The 23,892-nt window shown below is 38.9% G+C and carries 19 protein-coding genes; 13 read left to right on the forward strand and 6 right to left on the reverse strand.

Annotated features, from left to right (window positions below):
- Positions 1–178 precede the first annotated feature (178 nt).
- The 5 genes from GYM62_RS18715 (at position 179) to GYM62_RS18735 (ending at position 6,678) form a co-directional block, all read left to right on the forward strand.
- Complete coding sequence (locus GYM62_RS18715; RefSeq protein ID WP_144603684.1) at positions 179–1,312, forward strand: hypothetical protein; 1,134 nt, start codon at positions 179–181, stop codon at positions 1,310–1,312.
- Positions 1,312–1,755: a nucleoside deaminase gene (locus GYM62_RS18720; RefSeq protein ID WP_144603686.1), complete on the forward strand. Its 444-nt coding sequence runs from the start codon at positions 1,312–1,314 to the stop codon at positions 1,753–1,755. The genes GYM62_RS18715 and GYM62_RS18720 overlap by 1 nt, the downstream gene beginning before the upstream one ends.
- A 104-nt stretch (positions 1,756–1,859) precedes the next feature.
- Positions 1,860–2,468 carry a superoxide dismutase gene (locus tag GYM62_RS18725; protein WP_144603689.1) on the forward strand — a complete coding sequence of 203 codons (609 nt, stop codon included), beginning with the start codon at positions 1,860–1,862 and terminating at the stop codon, positions 2,466–2,468.
- Positions 2,469–2,672: 204 nt separating this feature from the next.
- A complete protein-coding gene (locus tag GYM62_RS18730; RefSeq protein ID WP_219957518.1) occupies positions 2,673–5,105 on the forward strand; it encodes an outer membrane beta-barrel protein in 2,433 nt (810 codons plus the stop codon).
- A gap of 250 nt (positions 5,106–5,355) precedes the next feature.
- Complete coding sequence (locus GYM62_RS18735) at positions 5,356–6,678, forward strand: serine hydrolase (RefSeq protein ID WP_219957519.1); 1,323 nt, start codon at positions 5,356–5,358, stop codon at positions 6,676–6,678.
- 101 nt (positions 6,679–6,779) lie between these two features.
- Here the strand turns inward: GYM62_RS18735 and GYM62_RS18740 are convergent, their stop codons facing one another.
- Positions 6,780–7,244 (reverse strand): MaoC family dehydratase, encoded by a 465-nt coding sequence (locus GYM62_RS18740; RefSeq protein WP_219957520.1) that lies wholly within the window; start codon positions 7,242–7,244, stop codon positions 6,780–6,782.
- Positions 7,245–7,444: 200 nt separating this feature from the next.
- Here GYM62_RS18740 and GYM62_RS18745 point away from each other — a divergent pair, with 200 nt between their 5' ends.
- The 5 genes from GYM62_RS18745 to mtgA all read left to right on the forward strand — a co-directional run bounded on the left by GYM62_RS18745 (position 7,445) and on the right by mtgA (position 14,880).
- Positions 7,445–9,292, forward strand: coding sequence for a transglutaminase domain-containing protein (locus GYM62_RS18745; protein WP_255590701.1), 1,848 nt, complete (start codon positions 7,445–7,447; stop codon positions 9,290–9,292).
- A gap of 195 nt (positions 9,293–9,487) precedes the next feature.
- Positions 9,488–11,410, forward strand: a complete 1,923-nt coding sequence (locus tag GYM62_RS18750; protein ID WP_219957522.1) for a DUF3857 domain-containing protein — start codon at positions 9,488–9,490, stop codon at positions 11,408–11,410.
- 10 nt (positions 11,411–11,420) lie between these two features.
- Entirely contained in the window at positions 11,421–13,340 is a 1,920-nt protein-coding gene (locus GYM62_RS18755) for a DUF3857 domain-containing protein (RefSeq protein ID WP_219957523.1), read from the forward strand.
- Positions 13,341–13,384: 44 nt separating this feature from the next.
- Positions 13,385–14,188, forward strand: a complete 804-nt coding sequence (locus GYM62_RS18760) for a trans-aconitate 2-methyltransferase (RefSeq protein WP_219957524.1) — start codon at positions 13,385–13,387, stop codon at positions 14,186–14,188.
- Entirely contained in the window at positions 14,185–14,880 is a 696-nt protein-coding gene (mtgA, locus tag GYM62_RS18765; RefSeq protein WP_219957525.1) for a monofunctional biosynthetic peptidoglycan transglycosylase, read from the forward strand. The genes GYM62_RS18760 and mtgA overlap by 4 nt, the downstream gene beginning before the upstream one ends.
- 540 nt (positions 14,881–15,420) lie before the next feature.
- Here mtgA and GYM62_RS18770 read toward each other — a convergent pair.
- A complete protein-coding gene (locus GYM62_RS18770; protein WP_255590436.1) occupies positions 15,421–17,148 on the reverse strand; it encodes a chloride channel protein in 1,728 nt (575 codons plus the stop codon).
- A 113-nt stretch (positions 17,149–17,261) separates the two neighbouring features.
- Positions 17,262–18,188: a M28 family peptidase gene (locus GYM62_RS18775; protein WP_219957527.1), complete on the reverse strand. Its 927-nt coding sequence runs from the start codon at positions 18,186–18,188 to the stop codon at positions 17,262–17,264.
- A gap of 66 nt (positions 18,189–18,254) precedes the next feature.
- Between GYM62_RS18775 and GYM62_RS18780 the strand changes: the two genes are divergently transcribed.
- Positions 18,255–19,241 (forward strand): NTPase, encoded by a 987-nt coding sequence (locus GYM62_RS18780; RefSeq protein WP_219957528.1) that lies wholly within the window; start codon positions 18,255–18,257, stop codon positions 19,239–19,241.
- Positions 19,242–19,442: 201 nt separating this feature from the next.
- Here GYM62_RS18780 and GYM62_RS18785 read toward each other — a convergent pair whose 3' ends face one another.
- From GYM62_RS18785 to GYM62_RS18795, 3 genes are all read right to left on the reverse strand, one after another.
- Complete coding sequence (locus tag GYM62_RS18785) at positions 19,443–20,363, reverse strand: IS1595 family transposase (protein WP_219957529.1); 921 nt, start codon at positions 20,361–20,363, stop codon at positions 19,443–19,445.
- A gap of 127 nt (positions 20,364–20,490) precedes the next feature.
- Positions 20,491–21,057, reverse strand: coding sequence for an inosine/xanthosine triphosphatase (gene yjjX / locus GYM62_RS18790; protein ID WP_219957530.1), 567 nt, complete (start codon positions 21,055–21,057; stop codon positions 20,491–20,493).
- A gap of 24 nt (positions 21,058–21,081) precedes the next feature.
- On the reverse strand, positions 21,082–21,789 hold the full coding sequence (locus GYM62_RS18795) for a YebC/PmpR family DNA-binding transcriptional regulator (RefSeq protein WP_144603721.1): 708 nt from the start codon (positions 21,787–21,789) through the stop codon (positions 21,082–21,084).
- Positions 21,790–21,931: 142 nt separating this feature from the next.
- On the opposite strand from GYM62_RS18795, the gene GYM62_RS18800 reads away from it, so the two are divergent.
- On the forward strand, positions 21,932–23,263 hold the full coding sequence (locus GYM62_RS18800) for an NAD(P)/FAD-dependent oxidoreductase (protein WP_219957531.1): 1,332 nt from the start codon (positions 21,932–21,934) through the stop codon (positions 23,261–23,263).
- Between the two features lie 202 nt (positions 23,264–23,465).
- Positions 23,466–23,873, forward strand: a complete 408-nt coding sequence (locus GYM62_RS18805; RefSeq protein WP_219957532.1) for a DUF4890 domain-containing protein — start codon at positions 23,466–23,468, stop codon at positions 23,871–23,873.
- Positions 23,874–23,892 lie beyond the last annotated feature (19 nt).

Here is a 23,892-nt window from a genome sequence, read left to right on the forward strand (position 1 = left end):
TAATTCCGCCGAGGTTCCGAATTTTCATTCAATTTCTGAGCAAAAATTGGTATTTTTTTACGAAATACAAGTCATAAACTGCCTTAAAGAGAAGATATTGGAAGGAGTTAACAATTTCTTAATACGTAAGGCTGAATAACTTCTGTAATTTTGTCCCGTTGCTTACCCGCCTCCAACCATGGCCAAGAAAAATATAGACCAAAACATCAATCAGGAGAAATTATCCAAAACGGCATATTCTCTTTTTGACTTCACCAAAAAGGAAAAGCCTTTCCTGATTGTGATTTGTATTTTAGTTTCAGTTGCTGCAATTATCACGCCTTACACCTACGCAGCTATGTGGTTTGGATTTGCTTTGGCGGCTTATTCTGCCATAGCCAATGACAGTATACAGACCATCGGTACTTTCATCGCCTCCAATCAGAATAGGAAGTGGTATTGGCTGTGGTTATTTATGGGCTTGATATTCGTGGGTACTGTTACCTATAGCTGGTTGACATTGGACGGAGATGTGAGTTATCAGCGATTGACGACCAAGGGACTGGAAAAGGCCCCTGAAAGTTTTGTATTTTTACAACTTGCGGCTCCGATTGTGCTTTTAATTATGACCAGGATGAGAATGCCTGTGTCTACGACTTTTCTTTTGTTGAATGTATTCACCTACAAAGCGGGTACAATCCTGGACGTAATGTTCAAAAGTTTTGTAGGATATATCCTTGCTTTTGCCATAGCCATGGTCGTATGGTTTGCGCTGGAAAGGTTTGTGAAAAATTACCTGAAAGGCCAAGCTAAACCTTACTGGATGGTCTTACAGTGGATCACTTCTGGTACATTATGGTCTGTATGGATCATGCAGGATGCAGCCAATATTGCGGTATTCTTACCTAGGCAGCTTGGCTTAACCGAGTTTTTGGTTTACACAGGTTTTGTTTTTGTAGGACTAGGATTCCTCTTCTATCTGAAAGGGGATAAAATCCAGGGGATTGTCAATGAAAAGTCCAATGTGACTGATGTCCGTGCAGCTACTATTGTTGATTTTGTTTACGCGATTATCCTTTTCTATTTCAAAATTTACAGCAGTGTACCTATGAGTACCACTTGGGTATTTATCGGGCTTTTGGGAGGTAGAGAGTTGGCTATCGCCATAGGGAAACATGGAAAGGCAAAGAAAAAAGATGCTTGGAGGTACAGAGCATTCAAGCTGGCAAGAAATGACGTATTCAAAGCTAGTATTGGTCTTTTAGTATCCTTGATATTAGCTGTCATCATCAATGAAGGAGTAAGAAATGAGATTCTGGATTACTTTAGGTAATGGAGCTCTTCTCTGACGAATACTATATGAATGAAGCCTTAAAGCAGGCACAAATTGCTTTTGAAGAAGGAGAAATCCCTGTTGGCGCTGTCATCGTATCCAAAAACAGAATTATAGCTAGAGCTTACAATCAAACTGAAAAGCTCAATGATGTCACCGCCCATGCGGAGATGATAGCCATTACCTCCGCAGCTAATTACTTGGGGGCAAAGTATCTTCCGGAGTGCAAGCTTTACGTGACCCTCGAACCCTGCACCATGTGTGGAGGGGCACTTTTTTGGTCCCAAATAGGGAAGGTTTTTTATGGAGCGGAGGATCCTAAGAGAGGTTTTCGGGAAACTAATGCTGGGATTTTACATCCAAAAACAGAGCTTCAAGGAGGCTTATTAGCTCAAGAATCAGAAAAATTGTTGCTTGATTTTTTCAAAAAGCTAAGAAATTAAAAGGAAATCATACTTTTCAGAACCTTTTCTTTCCTGACTTGGTTTTCAACACAGATTCTTTAAAGGATTTTAAATCAAAGTTTAACCAAAAAATTTTATAAAAAATGGCTTTTGAACTCCCATCATTACCTTATGCTTTTAATGCGCTCGAGCCACATATCGATGCTCGTACCATGGAAATTCACCATGGAAAACACCACAACGGTTATGTTACAAATCTGAACAATGCCGTGGCTGGTACTGATTTAGAAGGAAAATCTTTGGAAGAGCTAATGGCAGTAGCCGGCTCCAATGTTGCTGTAAGAAACAACGGCGGTGGTCACTTTAACCATAGCTTGTTCTGGTCAATTCTTTCCCCTAACGGTGGCGGTGAAGCAAGTGGAGAAGTAGGGAATGCAATCAATGCTAAGTTTGGAAATTTTGATTCTTTCAAGGAAGTATTCAACAAAGCGGCGGCTACAAGATTTGGCTCAGGTTGGGCTTGGTTAGTAGTGACAGCAGCCGGAAAATTAGAAGTTACTTCCTCCCCTAATCAGGATAACCCTTTGATGGATGTAGCAGAAATTAAAGGAACACCAATTTTAGGGCTAGATGTGTGGGAGCATGCATACTATCTTAACTATCAAAACAGAAGACCTGACTACGTTTCGGCGTTCTGGAATGTGATCAACTGGGAAGAAGTAAATAAGCGTTATTTAGCTGCTTTGAAATAAGCTGTTAGAAGAGTAAACACAAGCCCTGAGGGAAATCTCAGCGCTTTTTTTGTCCGTTAGCTGACGAAATACTGTACGCTTCTGAACGCAGAAGATATTTTGATTTTCAATAAAATGCCCTTTAAAGCTATTTTAAGCTTATTTTCTATTCATGGCATTTCATTTTCAATAGTAGGCAGGAATAACATTCAATCTTATTTGAAAATGAAAACTGCCAACTATTTATTTTTGACCCTATTTGTTTACCTATTAGGGCTTAGTAATCTCGCCGCAAAAGAGGTGAGCCGGATCTCCGGAAAAATTTTAGATCAAAAAGGTGCTCCTGTAGCCTATGCCAACGTAGCCTTGATAGCTGTGGAAGGCAATGGATTGATTGACGGAGCAGTTTCAGATGAAGACGGATCATTTATCATCGAGTCCGTTAAATCTGCGAAAGTTTCTCTAGTGGTCTCTTCCATAGGCTTCAATACCTACACTTCTGAACCTTTTGAATTGACTCCGGGACTTATAAAGGATATGGGAACTGTCAACATTCAGGATGAAATGACTGGCCTGGATGAGGTAACAGTTAAATCCACACGTCCTGAAATCATCATCGAACCTGATAAGACGGTGGTCAATGTAGAAGGCACTGTCATGGCCGAAGGATCCAATGCATTAGATGTCATAGGAAGATCCCCGGGAGTCTATGTAGATCAGGATGGAATCATCAATTTGAATGGTCGTTCTGGTGTAGTAGTCATGATCAATGATAGACAAACGTATATGTCTGCCACGGATTTAGCTAACTTCCTTAGATCTATGCCTGCAGATAATATCAAAAGCCTTGAGGTAATTAATAACCCTTCTGCAAGATTTGATGCGGAAGGTGCTGCGGGAGTGATCAACATCAAACTGAAGCGTAATACTGTTGATGGAGTTTTTGGAAATGTGCAGTTAGGCGGGCAATACAATGGACTTTGGGCTCCTATAGGAGGAGTGGCTTTGAATGTGAAAAAAGGGAAATGGACAACCAATGCCAATTTCAATCATAATCAATATGCCATTTTCAATGATTTGGACATCAATAGAAACTTTACGCTGCCTGAAGGAATATCTAATTTCAATCAAACTTCCAGAATTACCCAGCGTGATAAAAACTGGTTCTTCAACGGTGCCGCAAACTACGAGATCAATGAAAATCAAAACTTGGGATTGAATATTCAGGCATCCACTTCCAATGATGTCAATACCTCTACCTCCCTGACCAATATTACTAATCCAGGTACGGATATCATTGACTATTTGGACAGTAGAAATGATGCGAATGGACATAGCGATAGAATCTTTGCCAATCTCCACTATGATGCGAAGTTGGATACCTTGGGTACTAAAATCAGCTCTGATATAGACTTTACCAGAATGAATGCCAACAGTGAGTCCTTATTAGGAAACACTTATTGGTCTGGAGAAGATCAAGGATCAGGTATGAGAAATCAAATTCTGACTTTGAATGAAATGTATTACAATATTTTCACGGCAAAAGTGGATTTTGTAAAGCCTTTGAAAAATGGAAACACCTTTGAAACAGGCTTGAAAGGTTCTTGGGTAAATTCAGATAATGATTTGGACTTGCAAAGAGCAAACGAAGATGGTCCATTCCAGCCTGACCCAAGTAGCAACCGTTTTATCTACAATGAAAACGTGTTGGCAGCTTATGCTTCTTACAAAGGGAAGTTTTCCGAAAAAGTCAGCTATCAGGCTGGATTGAGAGGGGAATATTCTGATATCAGAGGAAACTCAGTTACCCTAGGTCAAATTAATGAGCAAAACTACTTCAATTTATTCCCTAGTGTATTTGTACAGCATAAAGTAAGCGACAACTATCAGATCATTTACAATGCAAATAGAAGGATTACCCGTCCGAATTACCGATTGTTGAATCCCTTTATTTATTACATAGACCCTTTGACTTCAGAGCAGGGAAATCCAGGTTTGAAGCCTCAGTATTCCAACAATTTTGAAATGAACCACGTGGTAAAAGGAGCGTACCAATTTACCTTGGGGTATAGCGAGACGGAGGATGCATTTATGCAGGTATTTATGCAAGATCAGGAAAGTCGAACTACCACTACTTTCACTGACAACTTTGACAAGACGCGAAACGCAAACTTCAGAGCTATCGTTCCGGTTCAAATCAAAGAATGGTGGAGCACATCCAATATGCTTCAGGTAAATTATAATCGCTTCAAATCTCAGATAGGAGATGACTTCTTGGATCAGGATCAGACTTCCTTTATGATGAGAACTCAGCACAATATGACCTTGCCAGCCGGATTCAAATTGGAATTGATCGGTATGTATATTGGACCTCAAATCTGGGGACAGGGTACCATAGACGGATTTGGCTGGGTTGAGGCAGGAGTGACCAAGTCTTTGATGAAGGATAAACTGACGCTGGCTGTGAATGGAACTGACTTGTTTAGGACTCAGGTGATCCGTGCGAATGTGAATTTTGCAGATATTGATACCAGCTTCAGACAATACAGAAGTAATCAGGGGGTCAGATTTACCCTGAGATGGAGATTTGCTCAAGGAGAAAGTTTCCGGGTGAATTCCAGTACAGGTAGTACAGGAGAGCGTAACCGTTTGAATTAATGTCAATCCCTTCCCGTATTGGGGAGGGATTTTTATTGATATTTATTATGAAAAGCCCGTAAGGAAAAATCTCGCACAACTTGTCCCTAACTTGATTCGGGAGGGGGATGATTATCCTTGGCATTCCATCTGGCCACTGAAAAACAATTTATAAACAGATGAAATCGAGCATGACGAAAACTTCACACACTGAGATGATTATCCACCATGCGAAGATTCCATGTGACCTATAAAAATCAATTATAAACACATGAAAAGAACATTCTTATTTGCCTTAGCTGTAGGCTTGACTTTATTCTACCCTGGATTAACAAAGGCCCAGGATTTTTCTAAAGCTGATCAGGTTTTTGATTCTTTGGATTTCCATGACAAATACATGGGAACTGTCATGATTGCGAAAAATGGGGAAAAGGTTTACAGTCGATCCATAGGATTTGCTGATTTCGAAAAAGGACAAAAGCTAAATGAAAACACCAAGTTCAGGATTGGCTCAATATCCAAAATATTCACTTCTGTTTTGATCATGAAGGCAGTAGAGGAAGGTAAGCTTCAATTGGATCAAAAGCTTTCGGATTTCTATTCCCAGATTCCCAATGCAGATAAAATTACTGTGGACATGCTTCTGAATCATAGAAGTGGCATTCATAATTTTACTGATGATGAAAACTATTTGGGCTACAGTACCGAGCCAAAATCTGAAGAGGAAATGATTGCTATTATCCAAAAAGGAGGAAGTGATTTTGAACCCAATTCCAAAGCATCATATAGCAACTCAAATTATATCTTGTTGACCTTTATTTTGGAAAAAACATATGAAAGTAGCTATGGCGAATTGTTGGCAAAAAAGGTAAGTCAACCTCTAGGTTTAGAGAATACGGAGGTATTTGAATCCGTTTATGTCAGTCAAAATGAAGCGAAATCCTATGCTTATAACGGAACGTGGAAAGTTGAAAATGAGACTCATCCGAGCATTCCTTTGGGAGCAGGCGCTATTTCCTCCACTGTGAGTGACTTGATCGTTTTCATCCAAGGGCTATTTGATGGAAAATTGATTTCAGAAAGTAGCTTGGCTAAAATGATGGAAATCAAAGAAGGGTATGGTAGAGGAATGTTTACCTTCCCGTATTTCGATAAAAAAGCTTATGGCCATACTGGCGGAATAGACGGTTTCCGCTCCTTGTTGGGTTATTTTCCGGACGATCAGGTAGCAATTGTGACCCTTTCCAACGGATTAAACTGGAATGCAAATGAGGTTACCCTTACCTTACTGAATGCGAACTATGGAAATGAGGTAAAAATTCCATCTTTTCAGACTTACGCTCTTAATCCTTCTGACTTGGACTTATATGTAGGTGAATACGTGACTACTCAAATTCCTATCAATTTTACTTTTGTCAAAGATGGCGACACCCTAGTCGCAAAGCCAAGCGGTCAGCCTGATACCAGATTGGAACCCATCGGCAAGCATCAATTCGAATTTTCAGCTGTAGGAGCAGTATTTATCTTTGATCCCGAAAAGGGGGAACTTACCTTCAAACAAGGAGGAGGAACCTTTAGCTATAAAAAGAAATAAGTTAAAAAGCCGGATTAATCCGGCTTTCTTATTTCTAAACTAAGGTGGTCCAATTCAATTGGAATCTGAGCACATTTTTAGAGTTTTTGGGGGTTTTCTATTTAATTAAAGTGATATAAGAAAATCAACACGCCGGTGAATGCAGGTTTTTTCTGATCTTTAATTTCAAGTTTTACTTCCACTTCTGCTTTGACAGTTCCTCGGAGGTTGGCTACGTTTTTCAAGTTGGCAATCAACCTTACTTCGCTGTCAACTGTTACGGCTTGTGCAAATCTCAGGGACTCGATACCGTAATTAATCATCATTTTGAGATTTTCCACCTTTACTATTTGTTCCCATAGATGGGGAACTATGCTCAGCGTCAGATAGCCATGAGCGATGGTGTTACCGAAAGCTCCTTCCACTTTGGCTCTTTCAGGATCAGTGTGAATCCACTGATGATCGTGCGTAGCATCTGCAAATAGATTGATTTGGTTTTGGGTGATTTTGAAATAGTCCGAAGTTCCGATTTCCTTTCCGTTGTACTGTTCGAAATCTTCAAAGCTTCTAATAATTACAGGGTTCATACTGGTGGTTTCTATTTTAAGCTTCAAATAGCTTAGATATTTTATGAAATCCAAGTAAAAATATATCTCGGGATGCACTCAAAAGTGGATGAAATGCAAGTTTTATAGTCTGAAAAAAATTTCGTTTGAAAATTTTAAATCTCTCTTGATTTTGAAAATTTAATTATTAATTTTCTTTCGAATTTTATAGTATTTTGAATATGATATTTGTCTTGTTAGCCCTGTGGGCTAGCTTTTTAACCGATCCCCTGGTTTCTAAATTTTCTCAAGAACCTCCCGTTTATTCCTCCATTTCACATTCCAAAGAGCTGATAATTGATCAGAATTTTGGCTATACGCTTAAGACTAACAAGAAAATAACTGTCTTGAGCGCAGAAGGATTAGGTCATGCTTCTGTCAGGATTTTTTATGATAAGCTGGTCCAAATTAAAGGCTTTAGTCTGGAGGTGATAGATCCTGCTACAGGCAAAACTATCCAAAAAGCCAAAATGAAAGATTTGCAAGACGCCGAGTTATATGATGGTTTCTCCATTTTTGCAGATAACAGACAGAAATATTATGTCGTGAACTCAGCCAAATTTCCGATTGAGGTTCATATTCAGACTGAGGTTTATTTCCAATCCAACTTCAGTTTTCAACCCTGGATTCCTGTAGAAAGTACTTTTCAAAAATTGGATGAAGCTGAATTAGCTATCATTTACCCTGAATCTATTGGGATTCGCTATCAGGAACAGCACCTTTCTGGAAACAAGACTGAAGAATCCTTGGCTGACGGAAGGAAAAAGTTGGTATGGAAAGAAGCCAATTTACCTGTACAGGATCTCAGCATTCGAGAAGAGGATGATCATCGTTTATATATCGCTCCCAAGGAATTCAAATTAGAGAGTTTTCAAGGATCTATGAACGATTGGTCAGAATTGGGCTTGTGGAAATACAAACTCAATGAGGGAAGGGATCAGTTGCCTCAAGAGTTTAAAGAAAAAATCCTGAAGCTGGTAGAAGGGATAGACGATCCCTATGAAAGGATTTCAGTCCTATATACTTACCTGCAGAAAAACTTTCGCTACGTCAGTATACAATTAGGCATAGGTGGTTGGCAAACCATGACTGCTACAGACGCGGTCAAATATTCCTACGGGGATTGTAAAGGCTTGACCAATCTTATGAAAGCCATGCTGGAAGCAGCTGGAATTCCTGCTTTTTATACCTTGGTCTATGCTGGCGAGGGAGAATCAGATATTCGCACAGATCTCCCTTCCAATCAATTTAATCATGTCATTTTAAGAGCAGAAATAGATCAGCAACCCGTATGGCTGGAGTGTACTTCCAATAGTTTGCCGGCAGGCTACTTGGGTTCATTTACCAATGACCGACATGTTTTAGTAGTGACTCCAACCGGGGGATATTTAGCCAAAACCCCAAGCTATGAGCAAAGTACCTGGAACCGGGTGGAGAATGAGTATTTTCTCCAACTGGATGAGAAAGGTGATGCCACGATGACTATGAAGCAGCACTTGGAAGGAAATCCAGCTTACAAGGCTGTTAGTATTTCCAGACAGCTTGATTCCAGACAGCAGCGAGATTATTTCAATAAAAACTCAGCTATTTCCGGATTGGTAATTCAAGATTATCAATTTGAATCCGAGCAGTTGGATTCCTTACCTATAGCTGATAGAACGGTCAAAGGAATTGTTCAAAAATTTGCTCAGACTACCGCCAAACGCCTTTTGCTTAAGCCATTTTTCACCAAAATAAAATTAGATGAAATAGGTTTCAAAAATTTTGATTTGGAAGAAACCTATGCCATAGATCTCCCAAAAGGAGTAGTATCAGAATTCAATCTTGAGCCTCTGGAAATCAAGGAGGAGGAATATAGCATTCACATTGAAAATCAGTTGAAAGACAATCAGCTTCTGGTTACCAGAAAAATTAAGGTTTCCATCAAAGACCCTAAGGATGAAGATTCCAAGAAAGTCCTGATTAGTAAAATCAACTCGGTAGGATATGGAACCTACCATTTTACCAAGCCCAGCCTAAGTCAAAAATAATATGAAATGCCCATGAGAAAAAATCTCACACAAGGGGATGATTATCTTGGGCATCCCTCCCGAAAGTCATCGGGATGACCCCTAAAAAACAAATTATAAACAGATGAAATCGAGCATGACAAAAATGTCACACACTGGGACGAATATGCTAAATGCGAGATTCCATGTGACCTTTGACATACAACTTATAAACACATGAAAAAGCAACTTTTATTATGCCTTCTCTTTTTATTGCATCTTTCAGGATATGCCCAAAAGGAGAAATTTGGAAAATATAATTCCAATGAAATTTCTTATTCGGAAGTTGATTTTGAACCAGATGCGGAGGCTGTAGTACTTTTCGAGGAAGGGGTTTCCAAATTCTTCGGGGAAGTTTTTGAAACAACCTACCATTTCAGGATCAAAATTCTAAAGGAGTCAGGAATAGCTCGGGGAGATGTAAAGATTCCATTCTATTCAGGTGATAATAGAACGGAAGAAATCAGTGGTTTAAAGGCTTTGATCACCAACTTTGAGGGAGATGAGCCACAGTCCATTAAGGTGGATAAAAATCAGATTTTTGAAGTTGAGGTAGGAAATGGATGGAAGGAATACCGGATTACATTTCCCAATGTGAAGGTGGGCTCTATTCTGGAGTATACGTATAAGAAAACGGATAAGAATATCACCCTTTTAGATGGATGGACATTCCAAAATGATATTCCAACCATCATGTCTTCTTACAGTATCACCATGATTCCGCAATTGGAATACAAGATGATTGGTCAAGGAACAAAGTATAATACTACCTCAGAAAAAACTGTAAATAACGGGACCTACACTTGGACGTTGAGGAAGCTGAATTCCCTGAAGGCGGAGCCTTACATGAATAATTTTGCGGATTATAGAGAAAGAGTTGAGTTCCAGCTTTCACGTTACCAAAAAACCTTGTACGAGTGGGAAGATGTACTGAAAAATTGGATCGTGCTGGGAGATGAGGTTTTGAGAGGTTATACGGATAAGGGGTATTTCCGAAGCTCTCCTTTGGAAAAAGTGATGGATGGCGTAGACTTCGAAGGAAGCACTGAGCTGGAGAAGGCTCAAAAGGCCTATTATTACCTTCAGCAGAATTTTCAACTTAACACTGAAAGTGGTTTCTTTCCAGACCAGCAAATATCTCAGTTGGTCAAAACCAAAGTGGGTTCGGCGGTAGAACTGGACCTGGCATTAATGGGTATTTTGAGATCTATGGGGATAGAGTGCCATCCAATTTTGGTAGGGTCAAAAGGTAGTGGAAGAAGTGATTTAGTACCTTTTCCATTTATCAACCAGTTTAATAGTGTATTGCTTCATGCGAAGCTGGATGGCAAAGAATATCTCTTGGACCTGGAAGATCCATTGGCCCCTTTTGGATATGTGGACTTGGATAAACATGTAAAAGCAGGGCTTTTTCTGACTAAAGAAAATAGCCAATTAGTTCCTATCAATATTCCTCATAATTCGAATTCAGTATTTACTTCAGTGTTGAAATTTGATGAGGAAAAGAATTTGATTGTAGAAGGATCGCTTCGCAGGTATTTTTACGAGGGTTTGCAGATGTCACATCGATCCCAAAATCTCCAAAAAAATAATGAACCCCTTCATAAGCTATTTACTTTGGATCCAACTTGGGAAGTAGTCAATATGGATATGCAGGATAATCTTAAAGAGGACAATTACACCACCACAAATTATACGATCAAGATCCAAGGCCAAAATTCAGAGGAAACTTCCTTGATGATGCTTACTCCTTTTAAGGTCGCTACTTTCAGTAAAAATCCTTTTACTCAGGATTTCAGGATTTTCCCTGTCGATTTCGGTTTTGCATTTTCAGAGACTTATTCTACCCTGCTGGAAATTCCCGAAGGTTATGAGTTGGACGATTATCCTCTCAAGGAAGCAATCAGCATGAAAAATGGGGAGGTGTTATTTTCTTATAATCCAGTGCTAATGGGAGATAAAGTTCAGATTGTAGCAAAGCTCGAAGTCAAAAAACCAACGATTGATGTTAGGCAGTATGCCAATTTGAAATATTTTATGGAAACTGTGGCTACTAAAATGAATGCTCCTGTTGTCTTAAAAAAAGTAAGTAATCCTTGAGGAATTAGATATGAGGTTGATTTTATTGTGTTTCCTTGTAATAATTTGCCAGGAAACGAAATCTCAAGTCAAATTTGGAGTTTATTCAGAAGAGGAGCTTTTGTTGGAGGAGGTAAGTTTTCAGCCAGAAGCAAAAGTTGTTACTCTTTGGGAAGAAGCCAATAGTTATTTTATGGTAAATGGGCTTCATACCGATTTTCATTATCGATTCAAAGTACTAGATGATAACCATGACAATTTTGGAGATATTTTAATTAATTTCTACCGGGGGAAGTCCTTAGTAGAGAATATTGTTAAAATTAATGCTCAAGTATCTTACTTAAAAGATGGACTAAGGATTACAGAACTGCTTCAAAAAGATCAGATTAAAGAAGTTAATCTAGGTGGTGGAGAGTTTCAATATGTGTTGATTTTTCCCAATGTGAAAAAGGGGACAATTATTGAATTTACTTTTAAAAAGATTGACCATCAATTTGGAATTTTAGAAGGATGGTCTTTTCAAAAAAAATACCCTGCATTGAATAGTAAATACACTTTCAAAGCTCCAATATTTTTTCAATATCAAATGATTATGCAGGGGAAGAAAGTAGCTGAAGCTGCAGTTATCTCTGAGAAAAAGAATTTGTATAGTTGGCTGAGAAAGGATGTTCCATCTTTACCAGAGGAGCCTTTTGTTGGAAACCTGATAAATTATCAAGAACGAGTAGATGGTTATTTATATTCAAGTGAATATGTTAATCCTGACGAATTAGAAAGCTCAGAAATGATCTATGCCAATTGGAAACAATTAGCTAACAGATGGCTGGATTATGAAGATATGAGCTCTTATTTTATTCTCAACCCTGAATCAATTCCAAACTATCCAAATTTTAAGTTGGACTCCCTCTCAGAATTGGATCAAGCGAAATTTTTATTTGATTATGTTTCCAAAAAAATTAAACTTTTAAATTCCTCTTATTTGGAGCCTATTTATCCTTTGAATGATTTGATCGAAAAAAATGAAGGGAATTCATTTGATAAAAACTTGTTTTTAGTCCATCTCCTTAGAAGAAAAGGTATTCAGGCTACCCTAGTTATGGTCAATGATAAGGCTAAAGGAAGAGAAAAATTAATAGAAGTACCCTTTATCAATCAATTTCACTCTTCTATAATTTCTACTCAAATAGAAGGGAAAAATTATTTGCTAGATGCTAGTGACTCAATTACTCCTTTTGGGTTAATTCCTCCTTCCAAGATGGTAGAGAAAGGATTTTTTTTGGAAAAAGATAAGGGAAGGTTAGAGGAGCTGAATCATTCGCATAGATCAGGTTCAATTCATTATATCACGTTGGAGAATGATTCATCTGGTACACTTAGGTTTAAAAATCAAATTAGATTTCTAGACTTAAAGGCTTTGGAGGTTGGGGAGGATCTTAGAAAATTAAAAGAGGTAGAAAAGTTTTTATCTGAAGAACCGATTTTAAAGGGGAATGAAATCAAAAATCCCAGTATATCAGATCAGCTAAGCTCTAGCAGATCAATAGTTTTAACTTTTGATTCTTTTGTGGGAAATGAATCAGAGGAAACAATTTTTCTTAAACCAATTCAGTTTTCAGAATTTAACAATAATCCATTTACCCAAGATAGCCGTATTCTTCCCATAGAATTTAAATATCCATATTTTGAAAATTTCAATATAAGCATTCCTATACCTGAGGGATTTGTTTTAGATGATTTTCCTGAGCAAACTAGTCTAACAATTCCTTCAAAGGGTGCCCGCTTTTCATATTTAGTTGAATTGGCAACCAATCAACTTAATGTTCTAGTCAAATTGGAAATTCATAAGGACAGATATCTTTCTGAGGAATATCCTGATCTCAAATATTTTTTAGAATCGGTTTCGTCTAAACTAAATGCCCCTATTGTGTTAAGGAAAAGCACGGTTCTTTGATCTTTATTGGAGAACTCACAGTTCTGACGATATTTGGACTAAATATGGGAAAATACATTCATGGATATCTGACAGAGGAGCAGGAGCGACTGATGAGCCAGGCGGGTATTCTGACTCCTTTAATTTATCCTTTCATTGATTTAAAAAATCGAAAGAATGTATTGGAAATAGGTTCTGGGGTTGGGGCACAATCACAGGTAATATTGAGCCTTTATCCTGACTTGGACTTGACCTGTGTGGAAATAGAGAAGTCTCAAATTGAAAAAGCCCAAATCAATTTATCCAGATTTTCGGAAAGGGAAATCAATTTTGTCAATCAAGATGCAGCAGAACTGAATTTAGAGGAAAAGTTTGATGCTGGATTTATCTGTTGGGTTTTGGAGCATGTAGAAGATCCAAAAAAGGTGCTAAGGTCAGTTTATGAGCACTTGCACCCTGAGGGGATTATCTATTTAACAGAGGTCTTCAATTCAAGTTTTTATTTTTTACCCAAATTGCCGGGTCTGGAGCGATATTATAATGCTTACAATGCCCATCAGATTCAAAGTGGAGGAGATCCTGATATTGGGGTCAAGCTGGGAAATTTGCTGCATGAAGTAGGTTTCGAGGAAATAGAATTACAAAGAGGTGGGTTTCATTTGGATCAATCAAGGCCAGAGGAATTAAAGCGCATGACAGCTTATTGGAAAGAGTTGATGAAAAGTGCTGCTAAACCTATGTTGGACACCGATTTAATCAAGGAGAAGGATATAAGGGAGATGGAATCAGACTTAGAAGCTATTGCCAAAGCTTCAAATTCCGTATTTTTTTATCAATTTGTACAGGCAAAAGCAAAGCGCAAAGCATGAAAATAATCCATTGGGTCAGCAGATTTATCCTAAAAATCATTATTTGGTTTTTTATCATATCAATTGGTTTGGTCATCATTTATCGCTTTGTGCCTGTTCCACTTACTCCATTAATGGTGATTCGTTTGGTAGAGCAGTCTTTGGATGAAAAAAAAGAACTGAGGCTTTACAAAGACTGGGTACCGATGGAGGAGATCTCCAGGCATGCACCTCAAGCGGTATATGCCTCAGAAGATCAAAAGTTTTTGCAGCATTCAGGTTTTGATATGGAAGCCATGAAAAAAGCTTGGGAAGGGAATAAGAAAGGTAAAAGAATAAAGGGAGCAAGTACCATAACCCAGCAGACTGTCAAAAATGTGTTTCTCTGGCCAGGTAGAAATTATGTGAGAAAGGGGCTTGAAGCTTACTTTACAGTTCTAGTAGAATTTCTCTGGCCCAAAGAAAGGATTATGGAGGTGTACTTAAATGTCATAGAAATGGGCCCCGGAATCTATGGAATCGAGGCTGCTGCTCAAACATTTTATGGTAAATCGGCCAAAAAACTTACTCGTGGAGAAGCTGCCATGATAGCTGCAGTATTACCGAACCCAATACGATGGAGCCCTAGGAGACCTACCAATTACATCTCCGGAAGACAAGGTTGGATATTGAGACAAATGAATAATCTTGAGCCCCTAGGCTGGGGAAACTAGGGCTTTGCAATCGGGACTTTTATTTTTCAAAAAAGCCTTTACTAGACTCTCACCCAATATTGAAATTTATTGCTGTTCCATAGTTAAGCGCTTTGATCTCAAGGCGAATAGCTAAAGACTTAAAATTGATCTTTCTGAACCAAAATTGTAATATTCAAAGCTTGAATTTTTTTCAGTACAATAAAACTGTTTTTCAGGATTCAAAAAGTGTATTGTACGACAACGAATCCAAATAAAATTTGTTTTAAAAAAAATCAAGGCTTAATTTTTTGTGTTAAGGGAATATGAATTCCAAGTTAAAAAATGCTTCATACAGGCTAATTTTGAGGATTAAAAAATGCAAGAATTTTTTATCCACATTTTCAATTATTTATCCACACTTTTCAACAATAGCATAATAAAGTGCTGAAAATCAGTATTTTAATAGCGATCAATAATAGGTAAATTTGTGGATAATCGAAGCTAACTGAAAAAAGGGCTGTTAAAATGAATGTTAAAAAGTGGATAATTTCAAAATCCAAATATTCTTTTAAATCGGCCTTAATCCTGCCTTTGTCGGATCAATCTTTTTCGGTAAGAATTGAAGATTCTGGACTTTGAAACAAAGCCCAAATAGCGTCCATCCTCTACTACAGGCAGGTTCCATGCTCCTGACTTCTCAAACTTATCCATGGCTTTTTGCATATTTTCAGTAGCTAATAGGATTTCTGGAGGACTATGCATTAAACTCCTAATTTGAGTGTTTTCTTGCTTTTCTAAGTCAAACATGATATCCCTGATGTCATCCAAGGTGATGATTCCACGGAGTATTTTATTTTCGTCCACAACAGGGAAAATATTTCTCTTGGAAATTTTAACCAAGTCGATCAAATCTTTCAGCTTGGACTCTGGGTGAATAGGTAATAAATCTCTTTCTATTACATGAGAAATATCTATCATATCCAGCAACTCTTGATCTTTGGTTTCTGGCAGCTGTTTACCCTTTTCCTTAAGTTGTTGAATATAAAGGCTGTCCTTTTGATAGTAAGTGGTGGTGATATAGGAGATGGCCGAAACGAACATCAGTGGTACAAAAAGTTCATATCCCCCAGTTATTTCAGCGATAAGGAATATAGCTGATAAAGGCGCGTGTTGAACTCCCGCCATGACACCGCACATAGCCACTAAGGTAAAATGAGCGAGAGGCAGGGGAATGTGAATTCCCAACATGTTTTTCCCAAAAGCGAAAAGGAAGCCTACTAGACCCCCGACATATAAGGATGGAGCGAATATCCCTCCCGATCCTCCTGCACTCAATGTCAAAGCGGAGGCAATGGGTTTAATTAAGATAATTAAGCCCAAAAAAATCAAAATCATGTACGGGTTTTCTATTGCAGAGAAAAATGGACTTTTTTCCAATAACTGGTTGGAGTTGCCATCAATAAGCAAGTTCAGTGTATCGTAACCCTCCCCATATATAGGAGGAAAGAAAAACAACATGAACCCTAGCATTGCTCCACCATACAGAATTCTGATGGTTTGGCTTTCCAGTCCCTCCATGATTTTTTCTGTTCGGACTACAGCCTTACTGAAATACAAAGAGACTATGCCGCAGAAAATCCCCAATAAAAGATAATAGGGCATATGGGCCGCTCTAAATTCTTCCTGAAGATTGAAATTGAAGACTGAATCCTCCCCAATCAACAACATGGAAGTCAGGGAGCCCGTCACCGAGGCAATCAGCAAAGGGATAAAGCTTGCCGTACTGATTTCCATTAATATGACCTCTATCGCAAAAATCACGGCTCCGATCGGCGCTCCAAATATGGCCGATATCGCACCAGCAGCTCCACAGCCAATCAATAAAGTTCTTTTTTTGGAGTTGAGATGTACCAAAACTCCAATATTGGAACCAATGGCTGACCCTGTTACCAGCATGGGTGCTTCTAATCCGACGGAACCTCCAAAACCGACCGTCAAGGCCGAAGTAAAAACCCTACTGTAGGTCTTTACTCTGGGTATTAAACTCTGCTTTTTGGAAATTGTAAACAGTACATCCGGAATTCCATGTCCACCAACATCTTTGAAAAGATATTTTCCTATTAGAAAGGCAGCAGCGATACCTATAATTGGATAGATGATGTACATGAAATTGGCATATTCTACATAAAAACCTTCAGTCAGAAAGTTTTGGATAGCATGTACTCCTTGCTTGAGAATCACTGCGGCCAGACCAGAAATCACACCAATGATGCCACTGAGAATCAAAATAAAATTTTGATTACTCATATGCCTTAATCTCCAAATCAGGAGTCTGGTTATGAAATCATTTTTTGCCAAAATCTACTTTTAATCAATTCCATACAAAGTAAGTAACCTATGGAACAAAGGAAAAATATCTCCTATTCTTTTGCCAAATCTTCGTCTAAAGCCAAAATGCAGTTCAAAATGAGTCGGCTGGCCTTCACATAAAATTCTGGATTAATATTTTTAAATTCATCGGTAACCTGATGATAATCTTGATGGTCTTCAACTCCAAAGTATAAATGAGGAACCTTTTTTTCGAAAAAAGCACCGTGATCTGATGATTTAGTCCAGTCATCAGCCCCTGTACCTGGGATATCATGGCCAAACATTAATTGAATGTCGGAATCAGCAGCGGCAGACTCCAATGCCGGTTTGAATTGTGGATGGTAGTGAGTTCCAGAAACATATAATTCCCCTTTTTCATTTCTGGATATCATGTCCATATTGACATTCAGTGCGATCACTTCCAATTCGAAGGGAAAATCTGCAACCAGTGCTTTTGCACCTTGAAGTCCCATTTCTTCTCCATCCAAAGCTGCAAACATCAGGCTATGCTTGGCCGGGTTTTTCGCAAAATAATCTGCCATTTCAATCAAAGCAGCCGTGCCAGAGGCATTATCGTCAGCTCCATTATATATAGAGTCGCCTTCAGCGTTCTTTTTCCCTACTCCCACATGATCGTAATGAGCTGTGATCACAATTATTTTTTTGCTCTCTGTCCCCGCTACAAATCCTACTACATTTTTTCCAGTGAGGGTTTTTCCTTCTCTTCGATTGTAAAACTGAAATTCCTGTAAATAATCTGGGTATTGAGAATTTAATCCTGATTTTTCGAATTCGGATACTATGTACTCTCTCGCTTTAAGGTTTTCAGGGGTTCCGGTTTTTCTCCCTTTCAACTCATCGGAAGAAAGGTAAACCATGTGTTTGATAAGAGTTTTTTCCCGTAAGGATTGTGCAGAAACAGAAAAATGAGCCAAGCAGATGATGAAAAAGAGGAGAAGTTTTGGTCTTTGGTACATGAGATGGTTAAAATTTCGTTATTTAAAGTCCGAATTTAATTTAAGTTTCTTTCCTTCCATTTCTCTATGAAATATTTAATTTTTCTGGCAATACTCATCTTGTCCCATCCAGTCAGGAGTCAAGGGAATTTACCGGAGACTTTTTTTGATGGAAAGTCTGTGGTTTTGATCTCTGCTGATCCAGCTGCCAGACCGGTAATGGATTGGAAGGCTGTTGCCGATTCGGTTCATTCTGCTTTAGTAAAAGCTGGAGGTGACCCAGTCGCTTATTACGAGCTTGAGCAGGTTTCCTTATCGGAGGAAGTACAAAGTAACTACGCCAAAGCCTTTGAGCAGCGTTTGATTAAAAATATCATCCTAGTCACTCGTCAGAGAAACAATGCGAGTATCCATGTAGGAAAGTTCAGTGGAGATGGGAAAGTCATCACATCAACTGCTCTTTTTGGTCTGAGCGCACCCAAAATTGAAGAAGTAGCGGACCAGTTTGGAGCTTTGGGAGAAAATGTCAGAACCAAAAACCTCCTGGTGATCGATATTCCTGAGTTTCCAAGTATAAGTCAAGGAGAAGCTGCCCAGCAAGCTTCCTCCAGTAAATTTTTTGCAAGAAATCCTCTAAACCTGGAAGTATTTAAACTGGGTGTTCCATTGGAAGGATCAAGTGCTGAGACCGGTTCTTTGACATATTTCAGATATGATTTATATGGTAAGTCAGCCGAACGGATATTGGCAGAACAAGCAGCCCAAAAAGCAGAGATAGAAGGAATTCTCAAAACAGAATATCCTTACGAAGTTGCTTGGCTTACTGAGGCGAAAACCAATCAGGAATTGATCAGGGACAGAATTCAGTTTCTATTGGTGAAAGTTGAAGGGAGAGAAGCGGACCTTAAAAAAAGTATGGGGCTAAATTCCGATCCTGAAATAGAAAATCAAACCGTGGTAAAATACTATATCAAGCTATTGGTAAGAGATGAATTATATATAGGACCTGAATGGGATGCTGATTCGGATTGGAGAGTAGCATTAAAAAATTTCATCAGGAATCTAAAAAAATAAACCTCCCCAAAAGGGGAGGTTTTGTCGCTAATAAACTTAGGGGTGATTACAGCAACTTTTACTTTTCTTTATATATGTGTTACAAATATGTTACTATGAAATAGTATAAAACTAAAGAAGTTACTTTTTTTTTATTATCCAATACTTTCAAAGATTTTTTAAAAAAAACTGACTTTTATTTAAAATTTTATATGTGTATCCTCATGTTTGCACGTAGGGATAAATTCCCGCAATAATCAATTGATCAAATAATCTATCCCCAAAATATCTCCGGTTGAGTTTGTAAACAAATTCGTTGAGGTAGTTCTGGAGGTATTTGTAAGTGATCATGTGGTTTATTCCCAGGAGTTTCCGCTTCAGATTGCTGATTGCTTTATGCACCCATCTGAGCGTGTCGTTGGTAGAATCTTTTCCGGAAACAACCGTGAAGTGAGTTTCTACAATGTCCTCTAGCTGTGAGTATGCGGTATTCTTGTCACTGAAAAGGACGATATCTCCCTCGGTGTTCCTTTTGATGAATTGCTTGACATGATCTCCATCCGCCTTGCCCAAAACTTCCATTTTAAAGTAACCACAGAACCTGCTTGTTTTGCCTGTATCCAAGTCTTCCAACGGAATGGATTCGGCTGAAACACCAACTTCAGCTTTTCTTTGGCTACCCTTGCCTCTTTTCAAATGGTCTTTCTCACGCTGTGGAGTGGCTACTCCGATATACCCTTCATCAAACTCAATCATATCCGTTAGTGTGTACAAGGCATCTCTTTTACCCATGTACACTCTGATTTTATGCATCAGCCTAAAGGCTGTCTCATATCTGCTTAGACCCAGTTGACGCTGGAATTCCAGACAGGAAAAGCCTTTCTTGGTAGCTGACATCAACATAAACGCCAAGAACCAAGTATGCAGGGAAAGCTTGCTTTTCTCCATCACCGTACCACTTTTGAGCGAACTCCTGCGTCGGCACTTGCTACATTCGAAAAATTTAGACCCACTGAACCAATAATGCTTGGTCATAGCACTACAGCTTTTGCAGCGAATCCCCACTTTCTCACGATGCACTTTCAAGTAAATTTCACAGCTTTCCTCATCAGGAAAATAGTTGATAAAGTCGATGATGTTCATGATTTTGGCTATTTTTAACCAAGTAACATCACTACTAATCCCATTACAACTAATTGTCACTACCTGTCATTATTTGGTTACGTGCAGTTATCCGAATACACATAAAATTTTATTCGAAAAATCGCATCTAATAGTAACTTTTGTTCAAAAAAGGGATCAAAGCAAGTAAAATTGCCTGAGAATAGTAATCTCTCCTAGTAAGCTTTCCATCTGTTAAAATACCAACTGACCCGCCTTCTTGCTTGGAATTTGTTCTTGAAAAAAACTGATCATCTGCATCACCCAGTTCCATTCCGCTTTTGATCAAACTGACTATACCCTCGGGTAGATAAAAGGTGCCGGTTTTGGCTTGACCCACTTGCCCATTATCATCTAAAATATAGATCCAGGCAAAAGCAAACATGCCATGTTTATCTTGGTCCAATCCACCTTCGATTCCTACCCAATAATTTCCTTCCGGAAAATTCTTTTTGGCATTTAGAGCTCTGTTTTTTGCTCCCAGCCAAGTTTCTTCATCTCCATAGGGCTGATCAGGTACGCCTGAAGATGTAGTGATTCCATTGATGTGAAATCCCTTGGAAAAAGCCAGTGAAAATGCGTCTTCCGCACTTCTTATTTTCACCGGATTTTTACTTCCTACGATAATAAGTGGTTTCTCTTGCTGTTGTAAATTCTGTCTTCTTGGAAAATTCATAAAAAAAAGAGCCCAAGCTTTCGCTTAGGCCATATTAGTGTATACGTTGTTTACATCATCGTCCTCCTCCATCTTTTCGATCATCTTATTGATGACCTCTTCCTGCTCTTCAGTTAATTCAGTCAGGGTGGTAGGGAACCATTGGAAATCTGCGGAAATCACTTCAATACCTTTTTCTTCCAATGCTTTCTGCATGGTACCGAAGTCTTCAAATTCTGTATAAACAAAAATCTCTCCTTCGTTTTCATCGATGTCGGTCAAACCAAAATCAATGAGTTCTAACTCCAGCTCATCCATATCCAATTCGCCTTGGGTGAATCTGAAAACAGCTTTGTGATCAAACATGAAGCTTACCGAACCGGAAGTTCCCAAGGAGCCACCCGCTTTGGTAAAATAAGATCTTACGTTGGCGACTGTTCGGTTTATATTATCGGTAGAAGTCTCCACCAACACGGCAATACCGTATGGACCGTAGCCTTCATATACAATTTCTTCGTAGTCTTTTTCGTCCTTATTAGATGCTCTTTTGATAGCTGCCTCTATCCTGTCCTTCGGCATTTGGGCACCTTTGGCATTCTGAATGAGGGTTCTCAGTCTTGGATTGGACGTGGGGTCGGGTCCGCCTGCTTTCACTGCCATCACGATTTCTTTACCTAGCTTGGTAAAGACCTTGGACATTTTGTCCCATCTTTTGAATTTTCGTTCTTTTCTGAATTCAAACGCTCTTCCCATGGATTTACTCGATTTAGGCCGTAAAAATAAGAAATCTTTTCCTTTTAGCGGTGGGATTGACTGAGTTAATCCACCCCATACTTTTTGAAGAATTCCCGTCTTTTTTATGTGTGATTTCGTATCATTTAAAAAACTTTAGTATATGACGGAACGCTCTCACTCTCCCCTTCCCAATATTCCAAAATCTCCATTTCCCAAGGTAGTGATCATTGGCGCCGGATTTGCCGGGCTCAAACTTGCCAGGAACCTAAATAAGAAAAAGCTACAGGTTGTCCTTTTGGATAAAAATAATTACCACCAATTTCAGCCACTTTTTTATCAGGTTGCCACAGCAGGTTTAGAGCCAAGTGCAATTAGCTTTCCGCTCAGGAAAATATTTCATCATTCAAAAAATGTAATCTTCCGAATGGCTGAAGTTGAGTCTTTGGACACGGATCAAAAGCGCTTGTTCACGGATTCGGGATATTTGGACTACGATTATTTGGTGTTAGCCATGGGGGCAGATACCAATTATTTTGGAGCCAAAAACATAGAGTTTTTTGCTTCTCCCATGAAGACTGTTTCAGAGGCTCTATACATCAGGAATAAGATTATTTCTAACTATGAGAAAGCAATCAACATAGAAAAGCAAGAAAACAGAAGAGCCCTGATGAATGTGGTTATTGTTGGCGGAGGGCCTACAGGTGTGGAGCTTGCCGGTGCTATGGCTGAGCTAAGGAATAATGTGCTTCCCAAAGACTATCCTGAATTAAGCTTTAAAAATATGCAGGTGGTGTTGATTGAGGCTGGTCCTTCCCTCTTAGCTTCCATGTCGGATGAAGCCAAAGAGCATGCGCTGGAATATTTGAAAAAATTGGGGGTGGAAGTCAAGTTGGAGACTAAAGTTCAGGATTATGATGGACAACAGGTCTTCCTGGAAAACGGCAATAAAATAGAAACTCAAACTCTCTTATGGGCAGCCGGAATTAAGCCTAACAGGATTAAGGGTTTGCAGGATGAGCTTTTTGCCAAAAATGGAAGAATTCTAGTAGATAAATTCAATCAAGTTAATGGGCTAGAAGGTGTTTATGCTTTGGGAGATATCTGTCTGATGGAAACTGATGATTATCCAAGGGGGCATCCTCAAGTAGCTCAGGTAGCATTGCAGCAAGCTAGTGCTTTAGCAAAGAATTTGGTTAACTATGAGGAAGGGAAAGAGGGGGAACCTTTCAAATACAAAGACTTGGGCTCAATGGCTACAGTCGGAAGGAAGTTGGCGGTAGTGGATTTACCTTTTATTAAGTTCCAAGGATTGTTTGCTTGGCTGACATGGCTATTTGTACATCTAATGGCCATTTTGGGAGTGAAAAATAAGCTATTGATTTTTCTGGACTGGTCTTGGAATTACCTTTCCTTTGACCCGAGTCTTCGGTTATTGATCAAGCCAAAATATGTTAGAGCCTCGGAGAGAAGAGAGTTGATTGAGGAAAAGTAGAATTTAGATTCATTAACAAATCGGTATTAAACTCAATCCATCAAATACAGTCTAATATCCAAAATCAAATAATGAAGAATATGAAATCGAGCATGTCGGAGCCGAAACACACTGGGATGCCCCGATGTATTGGGGAAAATATGCGACCTGCCTGCCACAGGCAGGGATTCCATATGACTTTTAAAAAGCAAATTATAATCATATGAAAAAATGGATTTTAAGTTTTGGATTAATGGCCTTGATTTCTTTTGGAGTGATGGCCCAAGGACAGCGCGGTAATACTAGGCCTAACCCTGAGGAGATGGCAAAGATGATGACCGACCGCATGACCAAGCAGTTGAATTTGACTAAGGAGCAACAAGAACAGGTTTATGCAATTCATCTGGATTTAGCTCAAAAAAGAGAGGAAGAAAGACAGGCCCGTAAAGCTGAGACAGATGCCCGTAAGGAAGAAGCTCAAAAACATGAGGAGCGATTAAACGAAGTCCTAACGGAAGAGCAGCGTCAAAAATGGGTGGAAATCAAATCAGAAAGACCTGTAAGAATGAGACCTCATGGAGAAATTATGGATAGAGACGATTTCAGAAAAAGAAGAGGTGGAGGCAATTAAATCTAAGGTAAATACACAA

The organism is Algoriphagus sp. NBT04N3, assembly GCF_019443765.1.
Classification (GTDB): Bacteria; Bacteroidota; Bacteroidia; order Cytophagales; family Cyclobacteriaceae; genus Algoriphagus; species Algoriphagus ornithinivorans.